This window comes from Yersinia sp. J1 (genome assembly GCF_050586585.1).
Lineage (GTDB): Bacteria > Pseudomonadota > Gammaproteobacteria > Enterobacterales > Enterobacteriaceae > Yersinia > Yersinia entomophaga.
The window spans coordinates 125317-145927 of sequence record NZ_JBOBDP010000006.1 but is presented as its reverse complement, the minus strand read 5'-3'; the positions used below and the strand labels follow the sequence as shown (position 1 = coordinate 145927).

Here is a 20611-nt window from a genome sequence, read left to right as displayed (position 1 = left end):
AGCAGGTAATATCAGATGCCGTTAACTTATGAAAACGCCAGGAAAGGTGAAATACACAGTAAAATGCCGGTGATGATAATAATCATCAAAGACACACCTTTATATTTATGCAGTGCTGGAACTTTATAAACCAGATAGGCAGGAATCAAACAACCAACCAGACCAAATATCGGGCTACAAATAGAGGTGAAACTTAATACTGGCGCATTTAAAATAATGGCGCCCCATGCCAATAATACGGCAAAGACCATAATTCCATTTTGCACCCATTTCTGATTTATTTTCTCCGCAGGCATTATGCGACGTAATATATTCATCACAATGCCCTGAGTTGCTTCGCGGAATCCTAAATACACGCCAAAGAATGCGGTCATCACGGCGAATATATTTAAAATAACGCTAACGACCGTTGCCCAGCCACCAGGGAAAAATTTAGCTGCAATTGCCAAAGCAGAAATATTTTGCTCGTAAGCTTTTACCGCTTCGTCATGCCCCATTGCTAAGGTAAATGAAACCGCATAGAAAAATACGGTACAGAATAGAATTCCGAATGCGATATTCATGGCTCTGAGCGCTTTGTGCCGTGCAACTTCCAGCGACTTTTCTTTTGCCCGATAAGAAATAACCATTGGGCTTAGCGTCTGGATAAACAGAATGGAAGTCAGAGTGAATGGCAGAGTGATAATGGCATTTTTGATCAGCAAACCCACCGGTGGCAGTAGGCCTACGTTGTAAAGATGCCACATGCCAACCATAGAGACGCCTAAGGCCGCAACCACTAACAGTTTTGTTATCACCATAAAGCTGGATAACTTAAACAGCAGTTTTTCCCCTCGGGAGGAAATAGCGACCAAGACACAAATCAGCACCAAACCATAGAACGGATTATCGGATAATAATCCTTCCGTCACGCCAAAAGTTTGCAGATAAGAGGCACTATCATTCGTGATGGCGGTGGAATAAACAAACATCCAGATCACCAACATAATAAAATACAGTGCACCTAATATTATTCCCCAGTTTTTTCCTAAATACCCGCTAATCACACTGGGATAGTCTTTACACTCTGGAGATTCAGCCAGCGTATTAATAAATAAACGCTGAAATAAATACATCGCAGGATAACCAATAATTGATGATAACAAAAATACCCAAAGCCCCATCAATCCTACCTGAACCGGTAAAAACACAATCCCGGCTCCGATAGCCATCCCGATGCTCATAATGACCCAGCCAAAATCTGTACTATCAAATTTAATTGCTTCACGCCATTGGCTTTCAGACATATTTGCACGCTGTGCCGCCGGAGAGTCAATTAAAATGATGCTCTTATTAGAACTTGCCGTTTCCATAATAGCTCTCGCCTTTATTCTCTGGTTAGTAGGTTTTATCGTTATTAAAATGTACAGAGTCAGTTATCCGATCATCGCCCTGAAAATAGGCGTTATCAGACAGGCAGGTGTTTTTATTTTTTGGCTATATTACGCTTGCGTACAGAGAATATTGTTTTAACATCCATGTCTTCCGCTGGCCTCAATAGAAAATAATTCTACCTCAAGAGGGTTATTCTGAAGATCTATCTCCCTCTGAGCGCTGTCCCTGCTACTTTATGCTGTCATTATCGACGCAGCATTCTAATCAATTGATTATTAATAAGATAGACTGAAAGAACTCATTGAAGTGCAGATGAAACCGAAGATAATCACGGTAACATTTGTGATGCCTATCAAAAATGATTAACCACAATTAATTAATGGTTAATCGGCATTCTGCTGTTACCGTCACAATAAAACCAGCCCGCAGCCATTGAAACAGCATAAAATATTTTATGTTCACTTCTTAACGCAGCATTTCAGCATTATCAACTACCACTTTCACCATCTTATTCCAACGAGAAAGCCAAAGCCGAAATAAAATACTCAACAGCACTTTAATTGAACAAAATTCGGATAAAAATGAGACAAAGGCCCCAATCAGGCGAAGCATTTATTTCCCCTTGTGGGCAAGCAATTTCATTTATGCTTTAAAGGTAAATTCCCAGCTCTGGTAATAAATCACCCGCTATTTACCAGAGCTTTCACAGCAGCAGGTTAATTCATGCGCTCGCCCTTCAAGCGAACCGACATAAGGTAAGATGGACGATTCTATGACTGATAAACGCCTTATCCCCCTTTCCGTTTTGGATCTTTCCCCGATAGCCAAGGGAAAAACCCCTCGCGATGCTTTCCATGCGTCATTGGATCTGGCTCAACGCGCTGAAGACTGGGGATATCAACGCTACTGGCTGGCTGAACACCACAATATGACTGGCATTGCCAGCGCAGCGACTTCGGTATTAATTGGCTATATCGCCTCTGGAACCAAAAAAATCCGTCTTGGCTCCGGTGGCGTGATGCTGCCAAACCACTCTCCGTTAGTGATTGCCGAGCAGTTTGGTACCCTAGCCTCTCTGTATCCTAATCGAATAGATTTGGGGTTGGGCCGAGCACCGGGAAGCGATCAGCGCACTATGATGGCACTTCGCCGCCATTTGTCCGGTGAAGATAATTTCCCTGCGGACGTGCGTGAATTACAGCGTTATTTCGCCGAAGCACAGCCCGAGCAAGCAGTGCAGGCCGTTCCGGGACAAGGCTTGCATGTTCCGCTATGGTTACTCGGTTCTAGCTTGTACAGCGCTCAGCTGGCCGCCGCTATGGGCCTGCCTTTCGCTTTTGCCTCTCACTTTGCACCAGACATGCTGCTTCAGGCACTGAAACTCTATCGGGAGAACTTCAAACCCTCTGCCGAATGGTCGCAGCCTTACGCCATTGTTTGCGTTAACGTCGTCGCTGCCGATAGCGTACAGGATGCTCGCTTCCTGTTTACTTCCATGCAGCAGCAGTTTGTTAATCTACGTCGTGGCACACCAGGGCAACTTCCTCCTCCGGTGCAGGATATGTCCAGCATCTGTTCACCGGCGGAACAGTTTGGCGTGGATCAGGCGCTACGGTTATCGATAATTGGCGATGAAAGTAAAGTCCGCCACGGACTGCAATCTTTGCTGCGTGAGACTCAGGCGGATGAAATCATGATTAACGGACAGATTTTTGATCATCAGGCTCGCCTGCGTTCCTTCGAAATTGTCGCCGGTTTACAGCAAGATATGCTTAACCCCACGCAGATTTAAGCTAATCCTTTAATTACAGACATAAAAAAAACCAGCCCTAAGGCTGGTTTTTGTTTTCATCATTCAGATGATTATGACTTATGCGTCACCGAAACGACGACGGGCTGGTGCTGCTGCCGGAGCGGCTGCATCATCACGACGTGGTGCGGCAGCTGGACGTTGAGCGTCACGGTTGCCACGACGTTCGCCGCCATTGCCGCCTTCGCGACGCTCACCGCCGAATGAACGACGTGGAGCACCGTTGCCGCCTTCACGACGTTCGCCGCCGAATGAACGACCACCGCCACGACGCTCTGCGCCAGCACCTGGAGCACGCTCACGACGTTCGTGAGGCTGTGCATCACCCAACAGCTGCATGTTCAGCGGCTTGTTCAGGATACGAGTACGGGTGAAATGAGACAGCATATCGCCCGGCATGCCTTTTGGCAGCTCAATGGTTGAGTGGGAAGCGAACAGCTTGATATTCCCGATATAACGGCTACTGATGTCGCCTTCGTTAGCAATAGCGCCAACGATATGACGAACTTCAACACCATCATCACGGCCCACTTCAATGCGGTACAGTTCCATCTCGCCAACGTCACGACGTTCGCGACGCGCAGGACGCTCGCCACCGTCACGGCTTTCCGGACGACGCTCACGGCGATCGCCACGATCGTTGCCACGGTCTTCACGCGGGCTGAACTCACGCTGCGGACGACGTACTGGCTCTGGTGGCAGAATCAGAGGACGTTCGCCCTGTGCCATTTTCAGCAGCGCAGCGGCCAGAGTTTCGATATCGAACTCATCTTCTGGTTGCAGTTTAGTCAACAGACCACGGTATACGTCCAGATCGCTACTTTCCAGCTGCTGGCTAACTTTAGCCGCGAATTTAGCCAGACGACGTTCGCCCAGTAATTCTGCATTTGGTAACATCACTTCTGGAATGGTCAGCTTCATCGTACGTTCGATGTTCTGCAACAGACGACGTTCACGGTTCTCAACGAACAGCAACGCACGGCCCGCACGACCTGCACGACCGGTACGGCCGATACGGTGAACGTAAGACTCTGAATCCATAGGGATATCATAGTTTACAACCAGGCTGATACGCTCAACGTCCAGGCCACGAGCAGCCACGTCAGTTGCAATCAGGATATCCAAACGACCATCGCGCAGACGTTCCAGAGTCTGCTCACGCAGGGACTGGTTCATATCGCCGTTCAGTGCTGCACTGCTGTAGCCACTGCGCTCCAGAGTTTCAGCCACTTCCAACGTTGCGTTTTTGGTACGCACGAAGATGATTGCCGCGTCGAAATCTTCAGATTCCAAGAAACGCACCAACGCTTCGTTTTTACGGTAACCGCCGCCGACTTTCCAGTAGCTCTGACTGATGTCAGGACGAGTAGTATTGCTAGACTGAATGCGTACTTCCTGTGGCTCTTTCATGAAGCGACGGGTAATACGACGAATAGCTTCTGGCATAGTTGCAGAGAACAGAGCGGTCTGATGTTCAGCCGGGATCTGCGCCATGATGGTCTCTACGTCTTCGATAAAGCCCATACGCAGCATTTCATCTGCTTCATCCAACACTAAACCGCTCAGGTTGGACAGGTTCAGGGTACCGCGTTTCAGGTGGTCTAACAGACGACCTGGGGTGCCAACAACAACTTGTGGCCCTTGGCGCAAAGCGCGTAATTGAACGTCATAACGCTGGCCGCCGTACAGGGCCACCACGTTAACGCCGCTAATATGTTTAGAGAAGCTAGATAATGCTTCCGCAACCTGAACTGCCAGCTCACGAGTTGGAGCCAGTACCAGCACCTGTGGTGCTTTCAGCGTTGGGTCAATGTTGTGCAACAGCGGAAGCCCGAAAGCAGCTGTTTTACCACTACCGGTCTGCGCCATGCCGAGAACATCACGGCCGTTCAGCAGGTGTGGAATACATTCCAATTGAATTGGAGATGGTTTTTCGTAGCCCAGATCAGTAAGGGCAGAAAGAATAGGAGCGGACAGCCCCAAATCAGCAAAAGAGGTTTCAAGCTCAGTAGTCATGTACACGTGCCTCATTAATAATGGCAGCCAGTCTACATAACTCGTCGAGAAAATTTTCAGTCATTTTCATTGAAAAGTGTGAACCGGCTCAAATTAGATTATAAAACGAACAAAAAGGCCATCACCCGCGAAGGTGATAAACATTGGTTAAAACCAAGGTATATCAGGCTAATAGTTGTCCGTCAGCTATTGCTGGTCCGATTCCGATAGGTCGTCTTGTTCTTGGCCCAAAAGCGCCAATTCCAACAATGCATAGCGGTGCTCAACAAAGTTATGAACGTTGTTAGCTACCGTCAGTTTGAACAGCGCCGAAGCGGTGTTCTTGTCCCCCAGACTTAGGTAATGCTTACCTAAATAGAAGTCAGTTTCACTGAGATGCTCAGCGAGCGAAGTGTTATCCGTTGCATCCGCCTTGAGGCGTTCCATCAGCGTTTTTTCGCTGATATTCCCCAAGTAGAATTCGACAATATTCCATCCCCATTGCCCTCTGTTCGACTTTTCATAGCGTTGTTTCAACGCTACTTCGGCAGCCTTGGGATCAATTTCTTTTTCCACCAGGTACAGCCATAACGAACGGAAGGGATCATTTGGATCGTCTTGATAAAACGCCTGCAGATCATCCTGCGCTAACGGGAAGCGACCGCCATAATAAAGTGCGATGCCCCGATTTAAACGCGCGTAATTGTAAGTTGGATCAAGCTCTAGTACAGAATCAAACGCTTCATAGGCAGCATCAAAATTGCCTGCCTGCGTTAAATAAATGCCCAGATAGTTAAAAACTTCTGGCATATCAGGACGAATAGCTAACGCTTGCGAAAAATCATTTCGCGCTAGTGCCCGTAGCCCGAGGCTATCATACAGCACTCCGCGCTCATATAAAAGCTGCGCGCGCTCATCATCCGTTAGTGCCCGGCTTGCAAGGATCTGTTCCATGCGAGCTAGAATCACTTCCTGCTGCAGCGTAGGCTGCAACGGGATAGCCAAAACCTCATCCTTACGCCAATCATTGTTGCTGCATCCTGCCAGCATGAGTGCTGTCGCAACGTAACACCAGCGCAAGAAAGGCTTCATTTCCTACTCCCGAAGACAAACATTGGATAAACGTCCTTTCATCCGCTTGTTTAACACAAGAGCGTCCTGCCCTCGAGATAAGAACAACTCCCTGCCTCTTGGCAAGGAGTTGAAAACGGACTTAATTACTCTGCTGCTTCAGGCGCTGGAGCTTCTGCATCAGGCGTAGTCGCTTCTTTGATGCTCAGGCGAATACGACCCTGACGGTCAACTTCCATTACCTTAACTGGCACTTCCTGGCCCATTTGCAGGTAATCAGTCACTTTCTCTACGCGCTTGTCAGCGATTTGAGAAATATGAACCAAACCTTCTTTACCGCCACCGATAGCAACGAACGCACCGAAATCAACGATACGAGTTACTTTACCAGCGTAGATGCGACCCACTTCGATTTCAGCAGTGATTTCTTCGATGCGACGAATAGCGTGTTTCGCTTTTTCGCCGTCAGTTGCTGCAATCTTGATGGTGCCATCATCTTCGATTTCGATGGTAGTACCTGTTTCTTCCGTCAGCGCACGAATCACAGAACCACCTTTACCGATCACATCTTTGATTTTGTCAGAGTTGATCTTCATGGTGTAGATACGTGGAGCGAACTCGGAGATATCACCACGTGGTGTGCTGATAGCCTGTTCCATTACGCCCAGAATGTGCAGACGCGCACCCTTGGCCTGGCTCAGTGCTTCCTGCATGATTTCGCGGGTAATACCTTCGATTTTAATATCCATTTGCAGCGCGGTAATACCTTCACGGCTACCCGCTACTTTGAAGTCCATGTCGCCCAAGTGATCTTCGTCACCCAAGATATCGGACAGAACCACAAAGTTTTCTTCATCTTTAACCAGACCCATTGCGATACCCGCAACGGCGGCTTTGATTGGCACGCCAGCGTCCATCAGGGCCAGAGAAGCACCACAAACGGAAGCCATTGAGGAAGAACCGTTAGATTCGGTGATTTCAGAAACCACACGAATGGTATAGGGGAATTCGCTCGGGCTTGGCATAACGGCCAACACACCGCGTTTCGCCAGACGGCCATGGCCAATCTCACGACGCTTAGGTGAACCAACCATACCTGTTTCACCAACAGAGTAAGGAGGGAAGTTATAGTGTAGCAGGAATGAGTCAGTACGCTCACCCATCAGTTCATCAATATTTTGCGCGTCACGTGCGGTACCCAGAGTCGCGGTTACCAGCGCCTGAGTTTCGCCACGGGTGAACAGTGCTGAACCGTGAGTACGTGGCAATACGCCAGTACGAACGTCCAGACCACGGATCATGTCTTTTTCGCGGCCATCGATACGCGGCTCGCCACGCAGAACACGGCTACGAACCACGTCTTTCTCTACGCTGCCCAGGATGTCCTGAATTTCTGAAGCATCCAGAGTCTCGTCTGCCGCCAGCAGAGATTCGGTCACTTCAGCTTTGATTGCATCAACCTGAGTGTAACGCTCTTGTTTCTCGGTAATACGGTATGCATCGCCCAGACGTGCGCTGGCCAATTCAGCAACGCGCGCATACAGCGCTTCGTTAACCGCTTCTGGCTGCCAATCCCACTTAGGTTTGCCCGCTTCAGCAACCAGTGCGTTGATGTTTTCAATCACAACCTGTTGTTGTTCGTGACCGAATACCACTGCGCCCAGCATTTGATCTTCGCTCAGGATGTCTGCTTCGGATTCAACCATCAATACTGCGGCAGCTGTACCGGCAACAACCAGATCCAGACGACTTTCTTTCAGCTCATCGGTCGTCGGGTTCAGAACGTATTGGTCATTGATAAAACCAACGCGTGCAGCACCGATTGGGCCGTTGAATGGAATACCTGACAGGCTCAGAGCCGCAGATGCACCGATCAGAGCAACGATGTCCGGGTTAACCTGTGGGTTAACGGAAACAACGGTCGCGATAACCTGAACTTCATTCAGAAAGCCTTCTGGGAACAGAGGGCGAATCGGACGGTCAATCAGGCGAGAGGTCAGGGTTTCGCCTTCGCTTGGACGGCCTTCACGACGGAAGAAACTGCCTGGGATACGACCAGCAGCGTAAGTACGCTCCTGATAGTTAACGGTCAGTGGGAAGAAGCTTTGGCCTGGCTTGGCTTTTTTCTGGCCAACAACAGTAACGAATACTGCGGTGTCGTCCATGCTTACCATAACGGCAGCAGTTGCCTGGCGAGCCATCATACCGGTTTCAATGGTCACGGTATGTTGACCGTACTGGAACTTACGAATAATCGGAGTCAGCAAAATAATATCCTTTAGCTTGATCGGCGCTCGATCGTATTGACGACCTGATCCACCGGTTACTTACCGATCTTCACACTACATCCTCGCGACTAATGACAACCCTTAACTCACCATTGAGCTAAAGTCTCTCATTAGCCGCGCGAAATGCTGTAACGGAAGATCCTATTTTAGAAACAATAACAATACGTTAACGTTTTCTGTCATCGGTTCTTAGAAGAAAGGGGCCAAATTAGGCCCCTTTCTACTCGAAACTCGCAGACTTAGCGACGCAGACCCAGACGCTCGATCAGGGAAGCATAACGCGCTACATCTTCACGCTTCAGGTAGTCCAGCAGCTTACGACGCGTGGATACCATACGCAGCAGACCACGACGGCTGTGGTGATCTTTTTTGTGCTCGGAGAAGTGACTTTGCAAATGGTTAATTTGTGCAGTCAACAGAGCAACCTGAACTTCGCTAGAACCGGTGTCGTTAGCACCACGACCGAAGTCAGCAACAATTTTAGCTTTCGCTTCAACACTTAGAGACATAATACAACTCCAAATAATAGATTAAATTAGACAGGCGCCGATCTCTAATTCAGCAACCCAATATGTAAGCCGGACTATTCTACTCTTTGATGTGTGGGATCGCAAGATAGGCCGATTGCGCCTATTCTACGTGTTCCACAACCAAACGTTTCGGTGCGACTCTGCCATCATCAGCAATAATACCGATGCCGATGAAATTGCGCTCTTCGCCTTCGGTCATGCGGACCATGCCTTCAGTTGGCGCACCCGCCACCTGAACCGGTTGACCCTGTTTCACATAAGCTGCAACGATTGGCAGCAAATTCACTTCCGGGAAATTCAACACTGCGCTATCCATTGGGAGCAACAGTTTATCCAGTTCCGGGTTAGGTGAACGCTCTTCGGCCTGAGCCGTTTCAACCATGGCGCTTAGTTGCTCCAGTGTCACCATCCGATCGCTCGGATAAGTTGCAACCTGCAAACGACGCAGATAGCTGACATGGGCACCGCAGCCTAACATTTCGCCCAAATCATCAATGATGGTGCGAATGTAGGTACCTTTTGAGCAATGAATTTCCAGCTCCAGCTCATAACCTTCCCAACGAATGAATTGCAGCTCATAGACCGTGATATCACGGGCTTCTCGCTCCACTTCGATTCCCTGACGAGCATACTCGTACAGCGGTTTGCCCTGATGTTTCAGCGCAGAATACATGGAAGGCACTTGCTGGGTGTCACCGCGGAAACTATCCAACGCGGCATCCAGCTGTTCCTGAGTGAAATTGACGTCACGCTCGCTAATCAACGCACCCTCTGCATCAGAGGTATCGGTACGTTGGCCCAGACGGGCAATCACGCGATAGCGTTTATCAGAATCCAGCAGGAATTGAGAAAACTTGGTCGCTTCGCCCAGACAGATAGGCAGCATACCGGTAGCTAATGGGTCCAATGCACCGGTATGACCTGCACGGTTAGCACTGAAAAGACGCTTCACTTTCTGCAAAACGTCATTTGATGAGAGGCCTAACGGTTTGTCCAATAACAGAACACCGTTAATGTCACGGCCACGACGACGTGGTCGACCCATTACTTCTCCTCGTCAGTGCCTGTAGAGGTCTGACGCTCAACGTCATTTTTGATGACGTTTGTGACCAGGTTAGACATACGCATCCCTTCAATCAGGGAGTTGTCATAGGCAAATGTCAGCTCGGGCACAATGCGCAAACGCATGGCTTTACCCAGCAAAGTACGGATATAACCGGAAGCGTCTTGCAGTGCCTTGATACCGTTTTTGACCGTATCAGGATCGGCATTGTCGGTTAATACATTCAGGAAAGTGACAAAAACCTTGGCGTAGGCCAGATCGCGAGAAAGTTCGATACCCGATACCGTCGCCATACCGACACGAGGATCTTTGATTTCACGCTGTAGAATGATTGCGATCTCTTTTTGCATTTCCTGAGAAACGCGCTGAGAGCGGCTAAATTCTTTTGCCATTAGGATTCTCCAGACAAGTAGGGGGGCCAAGGCCCCCCAAATGGATATAAGCAGATCAGAGGTCGTTAAGCGATGGTACGTTTGATTTCAATGATTTCGAATACTTCGATCATATCGCCAGTACGCACGTCGTTGTAGTTCTTAACGCCGATACCACATTCCATACCGTTACGGACTTCGTTTACGTCATCTTTGAAGCGGCGCAGAGATTCCAGCTCGCCTTCGTAGATAACCACGTTGTCACGCAGAACGCGGATTGGGTTGTTACGCTTAATCACACCTTCGGTAACCATACAACCAGCAATGGCGCCGAATTTCGGTGATTTAAATACATCACGAACTTCAGCCAGACCAATGATTTGCTGTTTGTACTCTGGTGCCAACATACCGCTCATTGCCTGCTTGACTTCGTCAATCAGGCTATAGATAACGGAGTAGTAACGCAGATCCAGGCCTTCAGTCTCAACTACGCGACGGGCTGAAGCATCAGCACGGACGTTAAAGCCAAGAATGATTGCGCCAGAAGCAGCGGCCAGAGTTGCATCAGTTTCGGTGATACCACCAACGCCTGAACCCACAATGCGCACTTTCACTTCGTCGGTAGACAGTTTTTCCAGTGAATCACAGATAGCTTCACAAGAACCCTGTACGTCAGACTTGATTACGATGTTCAGTTCAGAAACTTCGCCTTCGGTCATGTTCGCAAACATGTTTTCCAGTTTAGATTTCTGCTGACGAGCCAGTTTAACTTCGCGGAATTTACCCTGACGATACAGTGCAACTTCACGCGCTTTTTTCTCATCACGAACAACGGTAACTTCGTCACCGGCAGCAGGAACGCTGGACAGACCCAGAATTTCAACCGGAATAGACGGACCAGCGGAGGTGATGTCGCGACCTAATTCGTCACGCATCGCACGCACACGGCCATACTCGAAGCCACACAGTACGATATCGCCCTTGTTCAGCGTTCCTTCTTGAACCAGCACGGTAGCAACTGGGCCACGGCCTTTATCCAGGAAGGATTCGATAACCACACCGCTTGCCATGCCGCTACGAACCGCTTTCAGTTCCAGCACTTCAGCTTGCAGCAGGATTGCGTTCAACAGTTCGTCAATACCTGTACCCGCTTTAGCAGACACGTTGATGAACTGAGACTCGCCGCCCCACTCTTCCGGCTGGATGCCGTACTGAGACAGTTCGGTTTTAACGCGGTCTGGATCGGCTTCTGGCTTATCCATTTTGTTCACTGCAACGACAACCGGCACGTTCGCCGCTTTCGCATGCTGGATAGCTTCGATAGTCTGTGGCATCACGCCATCGTCTGCCGCAACAACCAGAACAACGATATCTGTCGCCTGAGCACCACGAGCACGCATTGAAGTAAACGCTGCGTGTCCTGGGGTATCCAGGAAGGTGATCATGCCGTTGTCAGTTTCAACGTGATAAGCACCGATGTGCTGAGTAATGCCGCCTGCTTCGCCCGACGCCACTTTAGTGGAGCGGATGTAGTCCAGCAGAGAGGTTTTACCGTGGTCAACGTGGCCCATGATGGTGACAACTGGAGCGCGTGACTCAGCTGCAATACCAGTACCTGTATCACGGTCGCTCATCAGCGCTTCTTCCAGCTCGTTTTCACGACGCAGGATAACTTTGTGGCCCATCTCTTCAGCAACCAGCTGAGCTGTTTCCTGATCGATAACCTGGTTGATGGTTGCCATTGCACCCAGTTTCATCATCGCTTTGATGACCTGAGAACCTTTAACAGCCATTTTGTTAGCCAGTTCGGCAACGGTAACAGTTTCGCCAATCACTACGTCACGGTTTACCGCAACCACTGGCTTGTTGAAGCTCTGCTGCAAAGTGCTTGGCTTACGTTTACCCTTACGGCCAACGGCACGCGCTTCTTCGCGATCGGCTTTAGACTCGGAAAGTTTATTGCCTTTTTTCTGTTTAGTCGCTTTGCCACCACGAGTGCGGCTACGGCGATCGCCTTCAACTTTCGCGTCGTTTTCATCTTCTGCGGCGCGAGCATGTTGAGAGGTCGTTACATGGTAGTCAGCAGACTCGGTCTGCTCAGCCACAGGTTCTGGCCATTTACCTTCGTTTTCAGCCGCCATTTTACGGGCCTCTTCAGCAACGCGTTTCGCGTCTTCTTCGACCTTACGGCGTGTTTCTTCTTCTACAGAGCGTTTCAGCTCGGCAGCTTCAGCTTCACGGCGTGCTTTATCGGTCTGAGCTGGCTTGGTTTTTTCGTCGGTTTGTTGATTCGTCACTTTTTCTTTTTCCGCTGCTTGGCGTTTAGCTTTTTCAGCGGCCTCACGTTTGGCTTGTTCTTCGGCCGCACGTTTAGCATTTTCTTCAGCGATTTTCTGCGCTGCCGCTGCTGCTTCACGTTGTGCCTGCTCTTCCGCTTCACGCTGTGCCTGCTCTTCCGCTTTCGCTTGTTCAGCTTCCGGCGTATTTACATAAGTGCGTTTCTTGCGGACCTCGATTTGCACCGATTTACTTTTTCCGCCGGTGCTCGGAATATTCAAGGTGCTACGCGTTTTGCGTTGCAACGTGAGTTTATTTGGCGCGCTGCCGTGTTCACGGTTCAGGTGCGCCAGCAATGTTTCTTTTTCTTGCTGGGTAACGGAGTCTACTTCAGACTTCTTGATCCCTGCATCAGCAAACTGCTGTACCAGGCGATCAACCGGGGTCTGAATCTCTGCTGCCAGCGATTTAACGGTTACATCTGTCATGCTGTTCCTTCCTGCTACAGTTTATTACGCATTATCGCCAAACCAACAGATATTACGTGCGGCCATAATCAGCTCGCCGGCTTGCTCATCGCTCAACCCTTCAATATCTGCCAGATCGTCGATACCCTGCTCGGCAAGATCTTCCAGCGTACACACACCGCGCGCAGCCAATTTAAATGCCATGCTACGTTCCAGACCTTCCAAATTCAGTAGGTCATCTGCGGGTTTTTGATCGCCAAGACTTTCTTCTTGTGCCAGGGCCAGCGTGGTCAATGCAGCTTTAGCGCGCTCACGCAGCGCTTCTACCATATCTTCATCAAGGCCATCTATTTCCAACAGTTCGTTGATTGGCACATAAGCCAACTCTTCCAGAGAAGAGAAACCTTCTTCAACCAACACAGTGGCGAAATCTTCATCAATATCAAGATGTTTGGTGAAGGTATCGATCGCCGCATGAGCTTCAGCCTGATGTTTCGCCTGAAGATCATCTGCTGTCATCACGTTCAGCTCCCAGCCGCTAAGCTGTGAAGCCAAACGGACGTTTTGACCGTTACGGCCAATCGCCTGAGCCAGATTGCTGGCTTCAACAGCGACATCCATCGTGTGTCGGTCTTCATCAACAACGATTGACGCAACATCAGCCGGAGCCATGGCATTGATAACAAACTGAGCCGGATTATCATCCCACAACACGATATCGATACGCTCGCCGCCAAGCTCGCTGGAAACGGCCTGAACTCGCGCACCGCGCATACCTACACAGGCACCCACAGGATCGATACGCTTATCGTTGGTTTTGACCGCAATCTTAGCACGAGAACCCGGATCACGGGCTGCGGCTTTAATTTCGATCAACTCTTCACCAATTTCTGGTACTTCAATACGGAACAATTCAATCAGCATTTCTGAACGGGAGCGGCTGACAAACAGCTGCGCGCCGCGAGCTTCAGGACGCACGTCGTACAGAACACCACGGATGCGGTCGCCCGGACGGAAGTTTTCACGTGGCAACATATCTTCACGGCCAATCACCGCTTCAGCGTTGTTACCCAAGTCCAGCGCGATACTATCGCGGTTAACTTTTTTCACTGTACCCGTGACAATCTCGCCTAAATACTGACGGAATTGCTCGACCACCATCGCACGCTCAGCTTCACGTACTTTTTGTACGATAACCTGCTTCGCGGTTTGCGTAGTAATGCGGTCGAAAGTTACGGATTCAATCTGATCTTCGACATAATCGCCCAACTGAATGCTTGGGTCTTCATATTGAGCGGCTTCCAGCGTGATTTCACGCGTTGGCATCGTCACTTCATCAACAGCGACCCAACGACGGAAGGTGTCGAAATCGCCGGTTTTACGATCGATGCTGACACGGACTTCAATTTCTTGTTCGTATTTTTTCTTGGTCGCTGTCGCTAGAGCGGTTTCCAACGCTTCAAAAATCTTCTCGCGCGGAAGGGATTTCTCATTGGAAACTGCTTCTACAACAGCCAGAATCTCTTTGTTCATCCTAGTTGCCTCATCCAAACTTTAAAAGTGGGGTACCAGGTTCGCTTTCTGGATGTTGCTCAGCGCGAACACTTCATCTTTTCCATCCACAGTAACCGTGATCATTTCACCATCAACAGCTTTAATAATACCCTGCCATTTCCGGCGGTTTTGCATTGCCATACGCAAAACCAGGATGACTGTTTCACCAAGGTAACGACTATAGTGTTCGGCGGTGAACATAGGGCGATCAAGGCCCGGAGAGGAAACTTCCAAGTTGTAAGCGACTGTGATTGGATCTTCTACGTCCAATACAGCGCTGACCTGGTGGCTGACATCAGCACAAGCATCAACAGTGATACCATCGTCACTATCAATATAGATTCGTAGCGTCGATTGGCGCCCCCGGATGAACTCGATGCCGACTAATTCGTAGCCTAACGCTTCGACCGGTGCTGAAATAATCTCTGTTAACTTTTGTTCTAATGTGGACAAGCCCACCCCCAAGACATAAAAAAAGGGCTTAATAGCCCAGTGATTCTGCTGTCAAATAACAAAAAACCCCGAAATTCGGGGCTTTATGCAACTGGACCCTGTTTGCCGCTAAGCGGCTTCGGTACAACTTTCTGACAAGTATTTTTTTCAAATTGAAATCGAAAGTATTGAGGACTGCGAATACTACTATTTGAAAAAAAACACTTTAGGAAAGTGGTTGCGGGGGCCGGATTTGAACCGACGACCTTCGGGTTATGAGCCCGACGAGCTACCAGGCTGCTCCACCCCGCGTCCGAAAACGTGGCAAATACTACGTCGATAACGATAAAAAAGCAAGTTATCTATCTGTTTGGTACCGAGGACGGGACTTGAACCCGTAAGCCCAATCGGGCACTACCACCTCAAGGTAGCGTGTCTACCAATTCCACCACCACGGCACTGATATTAATGGTCTGCTTTACTGTCCAAGCGCCACAACCATTCTTCAACTTTCTTTCTGTACTATCTTACGACGTTACAACAACTTACTATTTCTTACTGCGGGATATCGCTGCTCGGCTTAGCTGGTGCTACCGGCGCTGTAGTCTGCTCAGCTTTAACTGGCTGACCCAGGTTTTCCCACTCGCTGCCTTTACGGCCCTGGTTGGTGCTCATATTGCCCAAAATCAGACTGATGACGAAAAATAAAGTCGCCAAGACAGCCGTCATACGGGTCATGAAGTTACCGGAACCATTCGAACCGAACAGAGTGGCAGAAGCACCTGCTCCGAATGAGGCTCCCATATCCGCGCCTTTACCTTGCTGCAACATGATCAGAGCCACAAGCCCGATCGAAATCAGCAAGAAAATTACCAGAAGAGCTTCGTACATAGTTGTACCTGTATCCTTGCGGGTTCACCGCATGCCAAATGCTTTTCACCCATAACAGCGGGAATTCATTCACCCACTTAAGCGGGTGTGAATACTAACCAAAGCGGTTAATACACGCAAGGGCAATTTCATTAACCGGGCTCATTTGCAGAAAAAACAGCCAGGTTACTCAACTTGCGGACAATTCTACGGGGAAGAGCGGCGTCCTCCCCCCTAAAATAAAGCCATTAACCTGCTGCTTTTACCGCATCGGCAATACGATGAGCCAGAGACTTAATTAGCTCTTCCTCTTCATCGCCTTCAACCATTACGCGTATCAATGGTTCAGTGCCAGATTTACGTAACAGCACGCGGCCACGCCCCGCCAGTTCAGCCTCGACCTGCTGAGTCACGGCAACAACGGCTTCGGACTCTAGCGGATTGTGATTACCGGAGAAACGAACGTTAACCAGTATCTGAGGCAATAACTTCATGCCGCTGCACAGATCATGCAGGCTCATGTCGTTACGCACCATCGCAGTTAGCACTTGCAAACCTGCTACGATACCGTCACCGGTGGTGGTTTTATCCAATAGAATCACATGGCCGGAGTTTTCAGCCCCGATACGCCAGCCGTTTTCCTGCATTTTTTCCAACACGTAGCGGTCGCCCACTTTTGCGCGAGCGAAAGGAATGCCGAGTTGCTTCAGCGCTAGCTCCAGACCCATATTGCTCATCAGCGTACCAACAGCGCCACCTTTCAGCTGACCCTGACGCAGGCCTTCACGCGCAATAATATAAAGAATCTGGTCGCCATCCACTTTATTGCCCAAATGGTCAACCATCATTAGGCGGTCGCCGTCGCCGTCAAAGGCCAGACCAACGTGTGCTTTTTCAGCCAATACGCGCTCTTGCAGCATACGAACATCGGTAGCACCACATTCTTCATTGATGTTCATACCGTCAGGCTCACAGCCTATGGCAATCACGGTAGCGCCCAGTTCACGTAATACGCTTGGCGCAATGTGATAGGTTGCACCGTTGGCACAGTCCACAACGATTTTCAAACCGTTCAGATTTAATTCGTTCGGGAAGGTACCTTTACAAAATTCGATATAACGGCCGGCTGCATCAACAATACGGCTGGCTTTACCCAATTCTGATGACTCAACGCAAGTCAGTGGCTTTTCCATCTCCGCTTCAATGGCTTCTTCTACTTCGTCAGGCAGTTTTGCACCATCAATATCGAAGAATTTAATGCCGTTGTCATAGAAAGGATTATGAGAGGCGGAAATAACGATGCCCGCTTCCGCTCGGAAAGCGCGAGTCAGGTAAGCCACAGCAGGAGTTGGCATTGGGCCAGTGAATGACGCAGATAAACCAGCGGCAGCCAGACCGGCCTCCAACGCTGATTCCAGCATGTAACCGGAAATACGCGTATCTTTACCAATGATGATCTTGCGCGAGCCATGACGAGCCAGAACCTTCCCTGCGGCCCAACCGAGCTTCAATACAAACTCAGGCGTAATCGGGTTGTCACCTACTTTTCCGCGAATGCCATCTGTACCAAAGTATTTACGGTCACTCATAATTTCTCTCTATTCCTTCGCTGAAAGTGTTGCCTCGACGATACGCATCGCCTCGACGGTTTCTTTAACATCATGCACTCTGACGATCTGCGAGCCCTGCATTGCCGCAATGACTGCACAGGCAACGCTGCCAATAACTCGCTGTTGAGGTGGTACATTAAGTAACTGACCCACCATAGATTTTCGCGACATTCCGACCAAAAGCGGAAGCTCAAAATGGTGAAGTTCTGCCAACCGAGCCAATAACTGGTAATTATGCGCTAAATTTTTACCAAAACCGAATCCCGGATCGAGTAACAATTTACTTTTTGCGATACCTGCCGCAACACAACGTTCAATGTGATGTTCAAAAAACTGGTTCACATCCGCCAGTAAATCATCGTAGTGAGGGGATTGCTGCATGCTCTGCGGTTGCCCTTGCATATGCATCAGGCAGACAGGCAGGCCCGTCGCGGCCGCGGCATCCAGAGCGCCCGGCTCTTGCAAAGAACGAACGTCATTGATCAGATGCGCGCCGACTTTGGCTGATTCGGTTATCACTGCCGCTTTTGAAGTATCAACCGAAATAAAGATCTCAAAACGTTTCGCCAACGCTTCAACGACCGGAATCACTCGATCCAATTCTTCCTGCTCGCTAATTTCAGCGGCTCCAGGCCGGGTAGACTCGCCGCCCACATCAATCAGAGTTGCACCTGCGGCAATCATTGCCTGCGCGTGATGAAGGGCATTATCGAGATCGTTGTGGCGTCCGCCATCGGAAAACGAATCGGGGGTGACGTTCAAAATCCCCATAACCTGAGGGTGTGAGAGATCAAGAGTCAGATCCCTGGCAGTCAAATACATCGTTATTTACCTTAAAAATGGTTAAGCACTTCAATTTATCCCGGCCAGAAAAAGAAAAACCCCGAGCAAGCCCGGGGTTATATTAATCACTACGCATTTAGATGCCAACAATCCGCTTACTTATCACCTAACTGTTCTGACATGGTGTTGCCAGGAGTTGGGGTACGCGGTTCGTCAACAGGCGTTGGTGCCTGAGGCGTATTGTCACTATCAGATGATTTATTCTTCGTAGCGTCGTCCCAGCCAGCCGGCGGGCGAACTTCTTTACGATTCATCAAATCATCAATTTGCGGCGCATCAATAGTTTCATATTTCATCAGCGCGTCTTTCATGGAATGAAGAACATCCATGTTTTCCATCAGCAACTTACGTGCACGCTGATAGTTACGCTCAACCAGCAATTTCACTTCCTGATCGATGATACGCGCGGTTTCATCGGACATATGCTTAGCTTTTGCCACTGAGCGACCGAGGAACACTTCGCCTTCTTCTTCAGCATAAAGCAGCGGACCCAGTTTTTCTGAGAAGCCCCATTGCGTAACCATGTTACGTGCAATTGAGGTAGCTACTTTAATGTCATTTGAAGCACCGGTAGACACTTTTTCCGGGCCATAAATGATTTCTTCAGCAAGACGACCGCCGTACAACGTAGAAATCTGGCTTTCCAGTTTCTGACGGCTAGCGCTGATTGCATCGCCCTCCGGCAGGAAGAAAGTCACACCCAACGCACGGCCACGAGGAATAATTGTCACTTTATGCACCGGATCGTGCTCCGGCACTAAGCGACCGATAATCGCATGGCCAGCTTCGTGATATGCCGTAGATTCCTTCTGCGCTTCGGTCATCACCATGGAGCGACGTTCCGCACCCATCATGATTTTGTCTTTAGCTTTCTCAAACTCGACCATTGAAACAACGCGTTTGTTACCGCGAGCGGCAAATAACGCAGCTTCGTTGACCAGGTTAGCCAAATCAGCACCGGAGAAGCCTGGAGTACCACGGGCAATCACTGACGCATCGATATCGATATCCAGCGGTACGCGACGCATATGGACTTTCAGAATCTGTTCACGACCACGCACGTCTGGCAGACCAACTACAACCTGACGGTCGAAACGACCCGGACGCAGCAATGCTGGATCCAGAACATCTGGACGGTTAGTTGCCGCAATCACGATGATGCCTTCATTACCTTCGAAGCCATCCATCTCAACCAGCATCTGGTTCAGGGTTTGCTCACGTTCATCGTGACCACCGCCCAAACCTGCGCCACGTTGGCGACCTACTGCATCAATTTCATCGATAAAGATGATACATGGAGCAGCTTTCTTAGCTTGCTCGAACATATCGCGAACGCGGGATGCACCCACACCAACGAACATTTCGACGAAGTCAGAACCGGAAATAGTAAAGAATGGCACTTTAGCTTCCCCTGCAATGGCTTTCGCCAGCAAGGTTTTACCGGTCCCTGGAGGACCCACCATCAATACGCCTTTCGGAATTTTACCGCCCAGCTTCTGGAAACGGCTCGGCTCACGCAGGTATTCAACCAGTTCGCTAACTTCTTCTTTCGCTTCGTCACAGCCTGCAACGTCGGCAAAAGAGGTTTTAATCTGATCTTCAGTCAACATGCGCGCCTTGCTCTTGCCAAAGGACATTGCCCCTTTGCCGCCGCCGCCCTGCATTTGACGCATAAAGAAGATCCAGACCCCAATTAACAACAACATTGGGAACCAGGAGATAAAGATAGAAGCCAGCAAGCTCGGTTCTTCCGGTGGCTCACCAACAACTTTCACATTTTTAGTCAACAGGTTATCAAGCAGTTTCGGGTCATTAACCGGAATAAAGGTCGTGTATTTGCTGTTATCTTTCTTGCTAACATTAATTTCACGCCCGTTGATACGTGCTTCACGAACCTGATCTTGGGATACGTCAGAGATGAAAGTAGAGTAATCCACTCTACGACCATTCGATTCGCTGGGACCAAAGCTCTGGAATACAGACATCAGTACGACTGCAATAACTAACCAGAGAATTAGGTTTTTCGCCATGTCACTCAAGGGATTAACCTCATATT

17 protein-coding genes and 2 tRNA genes are annotated in these 20611 nt (G+C 49.4%); 1 reads left to right on the top strand and 18 read right to left on the bottom strand.

What is annotated here, in order from left to right; all coding sequences use genetic code 11:
- Positions 1-26: 26 nt before the first annotated feature.
- Positions 27-1352, bottom strand: a complete 1326-nt coding sequence (locus tag ACQ4OC_RS11565) for an amino acid permease (protein WP_049599453.1) — start codon at positions 1350-1352, stop codon at positions 27-29.
- 487 nt (positions 1353-1839) lie between these two features.
- Positions 1840-1986, bottom strand: coding sequence for a hypothetical protein (locus ACQ4OC_RS11560; RefSeq protein ID WP_158513765.1), 147 nt, complete (start codon positions 1984-1986; stop codon positions 1840-1842).
- Between the two features lie 160 nt (positions 1987-2146).
- Between ACQ4OC_RS11560 and ACQ4OC_RS11555 the strand changes: the two genes are divergently transcribed.
- Complete coding sequence (locus tag ACQ4OC_RS11555) at positions 2147-3166, top strand: luciferase-like monooxygenase (RefSeq protein ID WP_120806338.1); 1020 nt, start codon at positions 2147-2149, stop codon at positions 3164-3166.
- Positions 3167-3244: 78 nt separating this feature from the next.
- On the opposite strand, the gene ACQ4OC_RS11550 is transcribed toward ACQ4OC_RS11555, so the two are convergent.
- The 16 genes from ACQ4OC_RS11550 to ftsH form a co-directional block, all read right to left on the bottom strand.
- Complete coding sequence (locus ACQ4OC_RS11550) at positions 3245-5200, bottom strand: DEAD/DEAH family ATP-dependent RNA helicase (protein ID WP_064516136.1); 1956 nt, start codon at positions 5198-5200, stop codon at positions 3245-3247.
- Positions 5190-5264 (bottom strand): protein YrbN, encoded by a 75-nt coding sequence (gene yrbN / locus ACQ4OC_RS11545; protein ID WP_223499600.1) that lies wholly within the window; start codon positions 5262-5264, stop codon positions 5190-5192. The genes ACQ4OC_RS11550 and yrbN overlap by 11 nt, the downstream gene beginning before the upstream one ends.
- Positions 5265-5386: 122 nt before the next feature.
- Positions 5387-6271, bottom strand: a complete 885-nt coding sequence (nlpI, locus tag ACQ4OC_RS11540; RefSeq protein ID WP_049599443.1) for a lipoprotein NlpI — start codon at positions 6269-6271, stop codon at positions 5387-5389.
- A 125-nt stretch (positions 6272-6396) separates the two neighbouring features.
- The gene (gene pnp / locus ACQ4OC_RS11535; protein ID WP_064516133.1) at positions 6397-8517 is read right to left on the bottom strand and encodes a polyribonucleotide nucleotidyltransferase; all 2121 of its coding nucleotides are present in this window, start codon (positions 8515-8517) and stop codon (positions 6397-6399) included.
- A 260-nt stretch (positions 8518-8777) separates the two neighbouring features.
- Positions 8778-9047 (bottom strand): 30S ribosomal protein S15, encoded by a 270-nt coding sequence (gene rpsO / locus ACQ4OC_RS11530; RefSeq protein WP_049599438.1) that lies wholly within the window; start codon positions 9045-9047, stop codon positions 8778-8780.
- A 121-nt stretch (positions 9048-9168) separates the two neighbouring features.
- Positions 9169-10113: a tRNA pseudouridine(55) synthase TruB gene (truB, locus tag ACQ4OC_RS11525; RefSeq protein ID WP_064516130.1), complete on the bottom strand. Its 945-nt coding sequence runs from the start codon at positions 10111-10113 to the stop codon at positions 9169-9171.
- Positions 10113-10523 carry a 30S ribosome-binding factor RbfA gene (gene rbfA, locus ACQ4OC_RS11520; RefSeq protein ID WP_049599431.1) on the bottom strand — a complete coding sequence of 137 codons (411 nt, stop codon included), beginning with the start codon at positions 10521-10523 and terminating at the stop codon, positions 10113-10115. Before rbfA ends, truB begins: the two co-directional genes overlap by 1 nt.
- A 65-nt stretch (positions 10524-10588) precedes the next feature.
- On the bottom strand, positions 10589-13267 hold the full coding sequence (gene infB / locus ACQ4OC_RS11515; RefSeq protein ID WP_064516128.1) for a translation initiation factor IF-2: 2679 nt from the start codon (positions 13265-13267) through the stop codon (positions 10589-10591).
- Positions 13268-13291: 24 nt separating this feature from the next.
- On the bottom strand, positions 13292-14779 hold the full coding sequence (gene nusA, locus ACQ4OC_RS11510; RefSeq protein WP_064516126.1) for a transcription termination factor NusA: 1488 nt from the start codon (positions 14777-14779) through the stop codon (positions 13292-13294).
- Between the two features lie 21 nt (positions 14780-14800).
- On the bottom strand, positions 14801-15253 hold the full coding sequence (gene rimP / locus ACQ4OC_RS11505; protein ID WP_064516124.1) for a ribosome maturation factor RimP: 453 nt from the start codon (positions 15251-15253) through the stop codon (positions 14801-14803).
- Between the two features lie 214 nt (positions 15254-15467).
- Positions 15468-15544: transfer RNA gene (locus ACQ4OC_RS11500), tRNA-Met, on the bottom strand.
- A 59-nt stretch (positions 15545-15603) separates the two neighbouring features.
- Positions 15604-15690 (bottom strand) — tRNA-Leu (locus tag ACQ4OC_RS11495).
- A gap of 97 nt (positions 15691-15787) precedes the next feature.
- Positions 15788-16123: a preprotein translocase subunit SecG gene (gene secG / locus ACQ4OC_RS11490; RefSeq protein ID WP_064516122.1), complete on the bottom strand. Its 336-nt coding sequence runs from the start codon at positions 16121-16123 to the stop codon at positions 15788-15790.
- Positions 16124-16350: 227 nt separating this feature from the next.
- Complete coding sequence (gene glmM / locus ACQ4OC_RS11485; RefSeq protein ID WP_064516120.1) at positions 16351-17691, bottom strand: phosphoglucosamine mutase; 1341 nt, start codon at positions 17689-17691, stop codon at positions 16351-16353.
- A 9-nt stretch (positions 17692-17700) separates the two neighbouring features.
- Positions 17701-18534 carry a dihydropteroate synthase gene (gene folP / locus ACQ4OC_RS11480; protein ID WP_430971179.1) on the bottom strand — a complete coding sequence of 278 codons (834 nt, stop codon included), beginning with the start codon at positions 18532-18534 and terminating at the stop codon, positions 17701-17703.
- 116 nt (positions 18535-18650) lie between these two features.
- Positions 18651-20585 (bottom strand): ATP-dependent zinc metalloprotease FtsH, encoded by a 1935-nt coding sequence (gene ftsH, locus ACQ4OC_RS11475; protein ID WP_064516116.1) that lies wholly within the window; start codon positions 20583-20585, stop codon positions 18651-18653.
- Positions 20586-20611 lie beyond the last annotated feature (26 nt).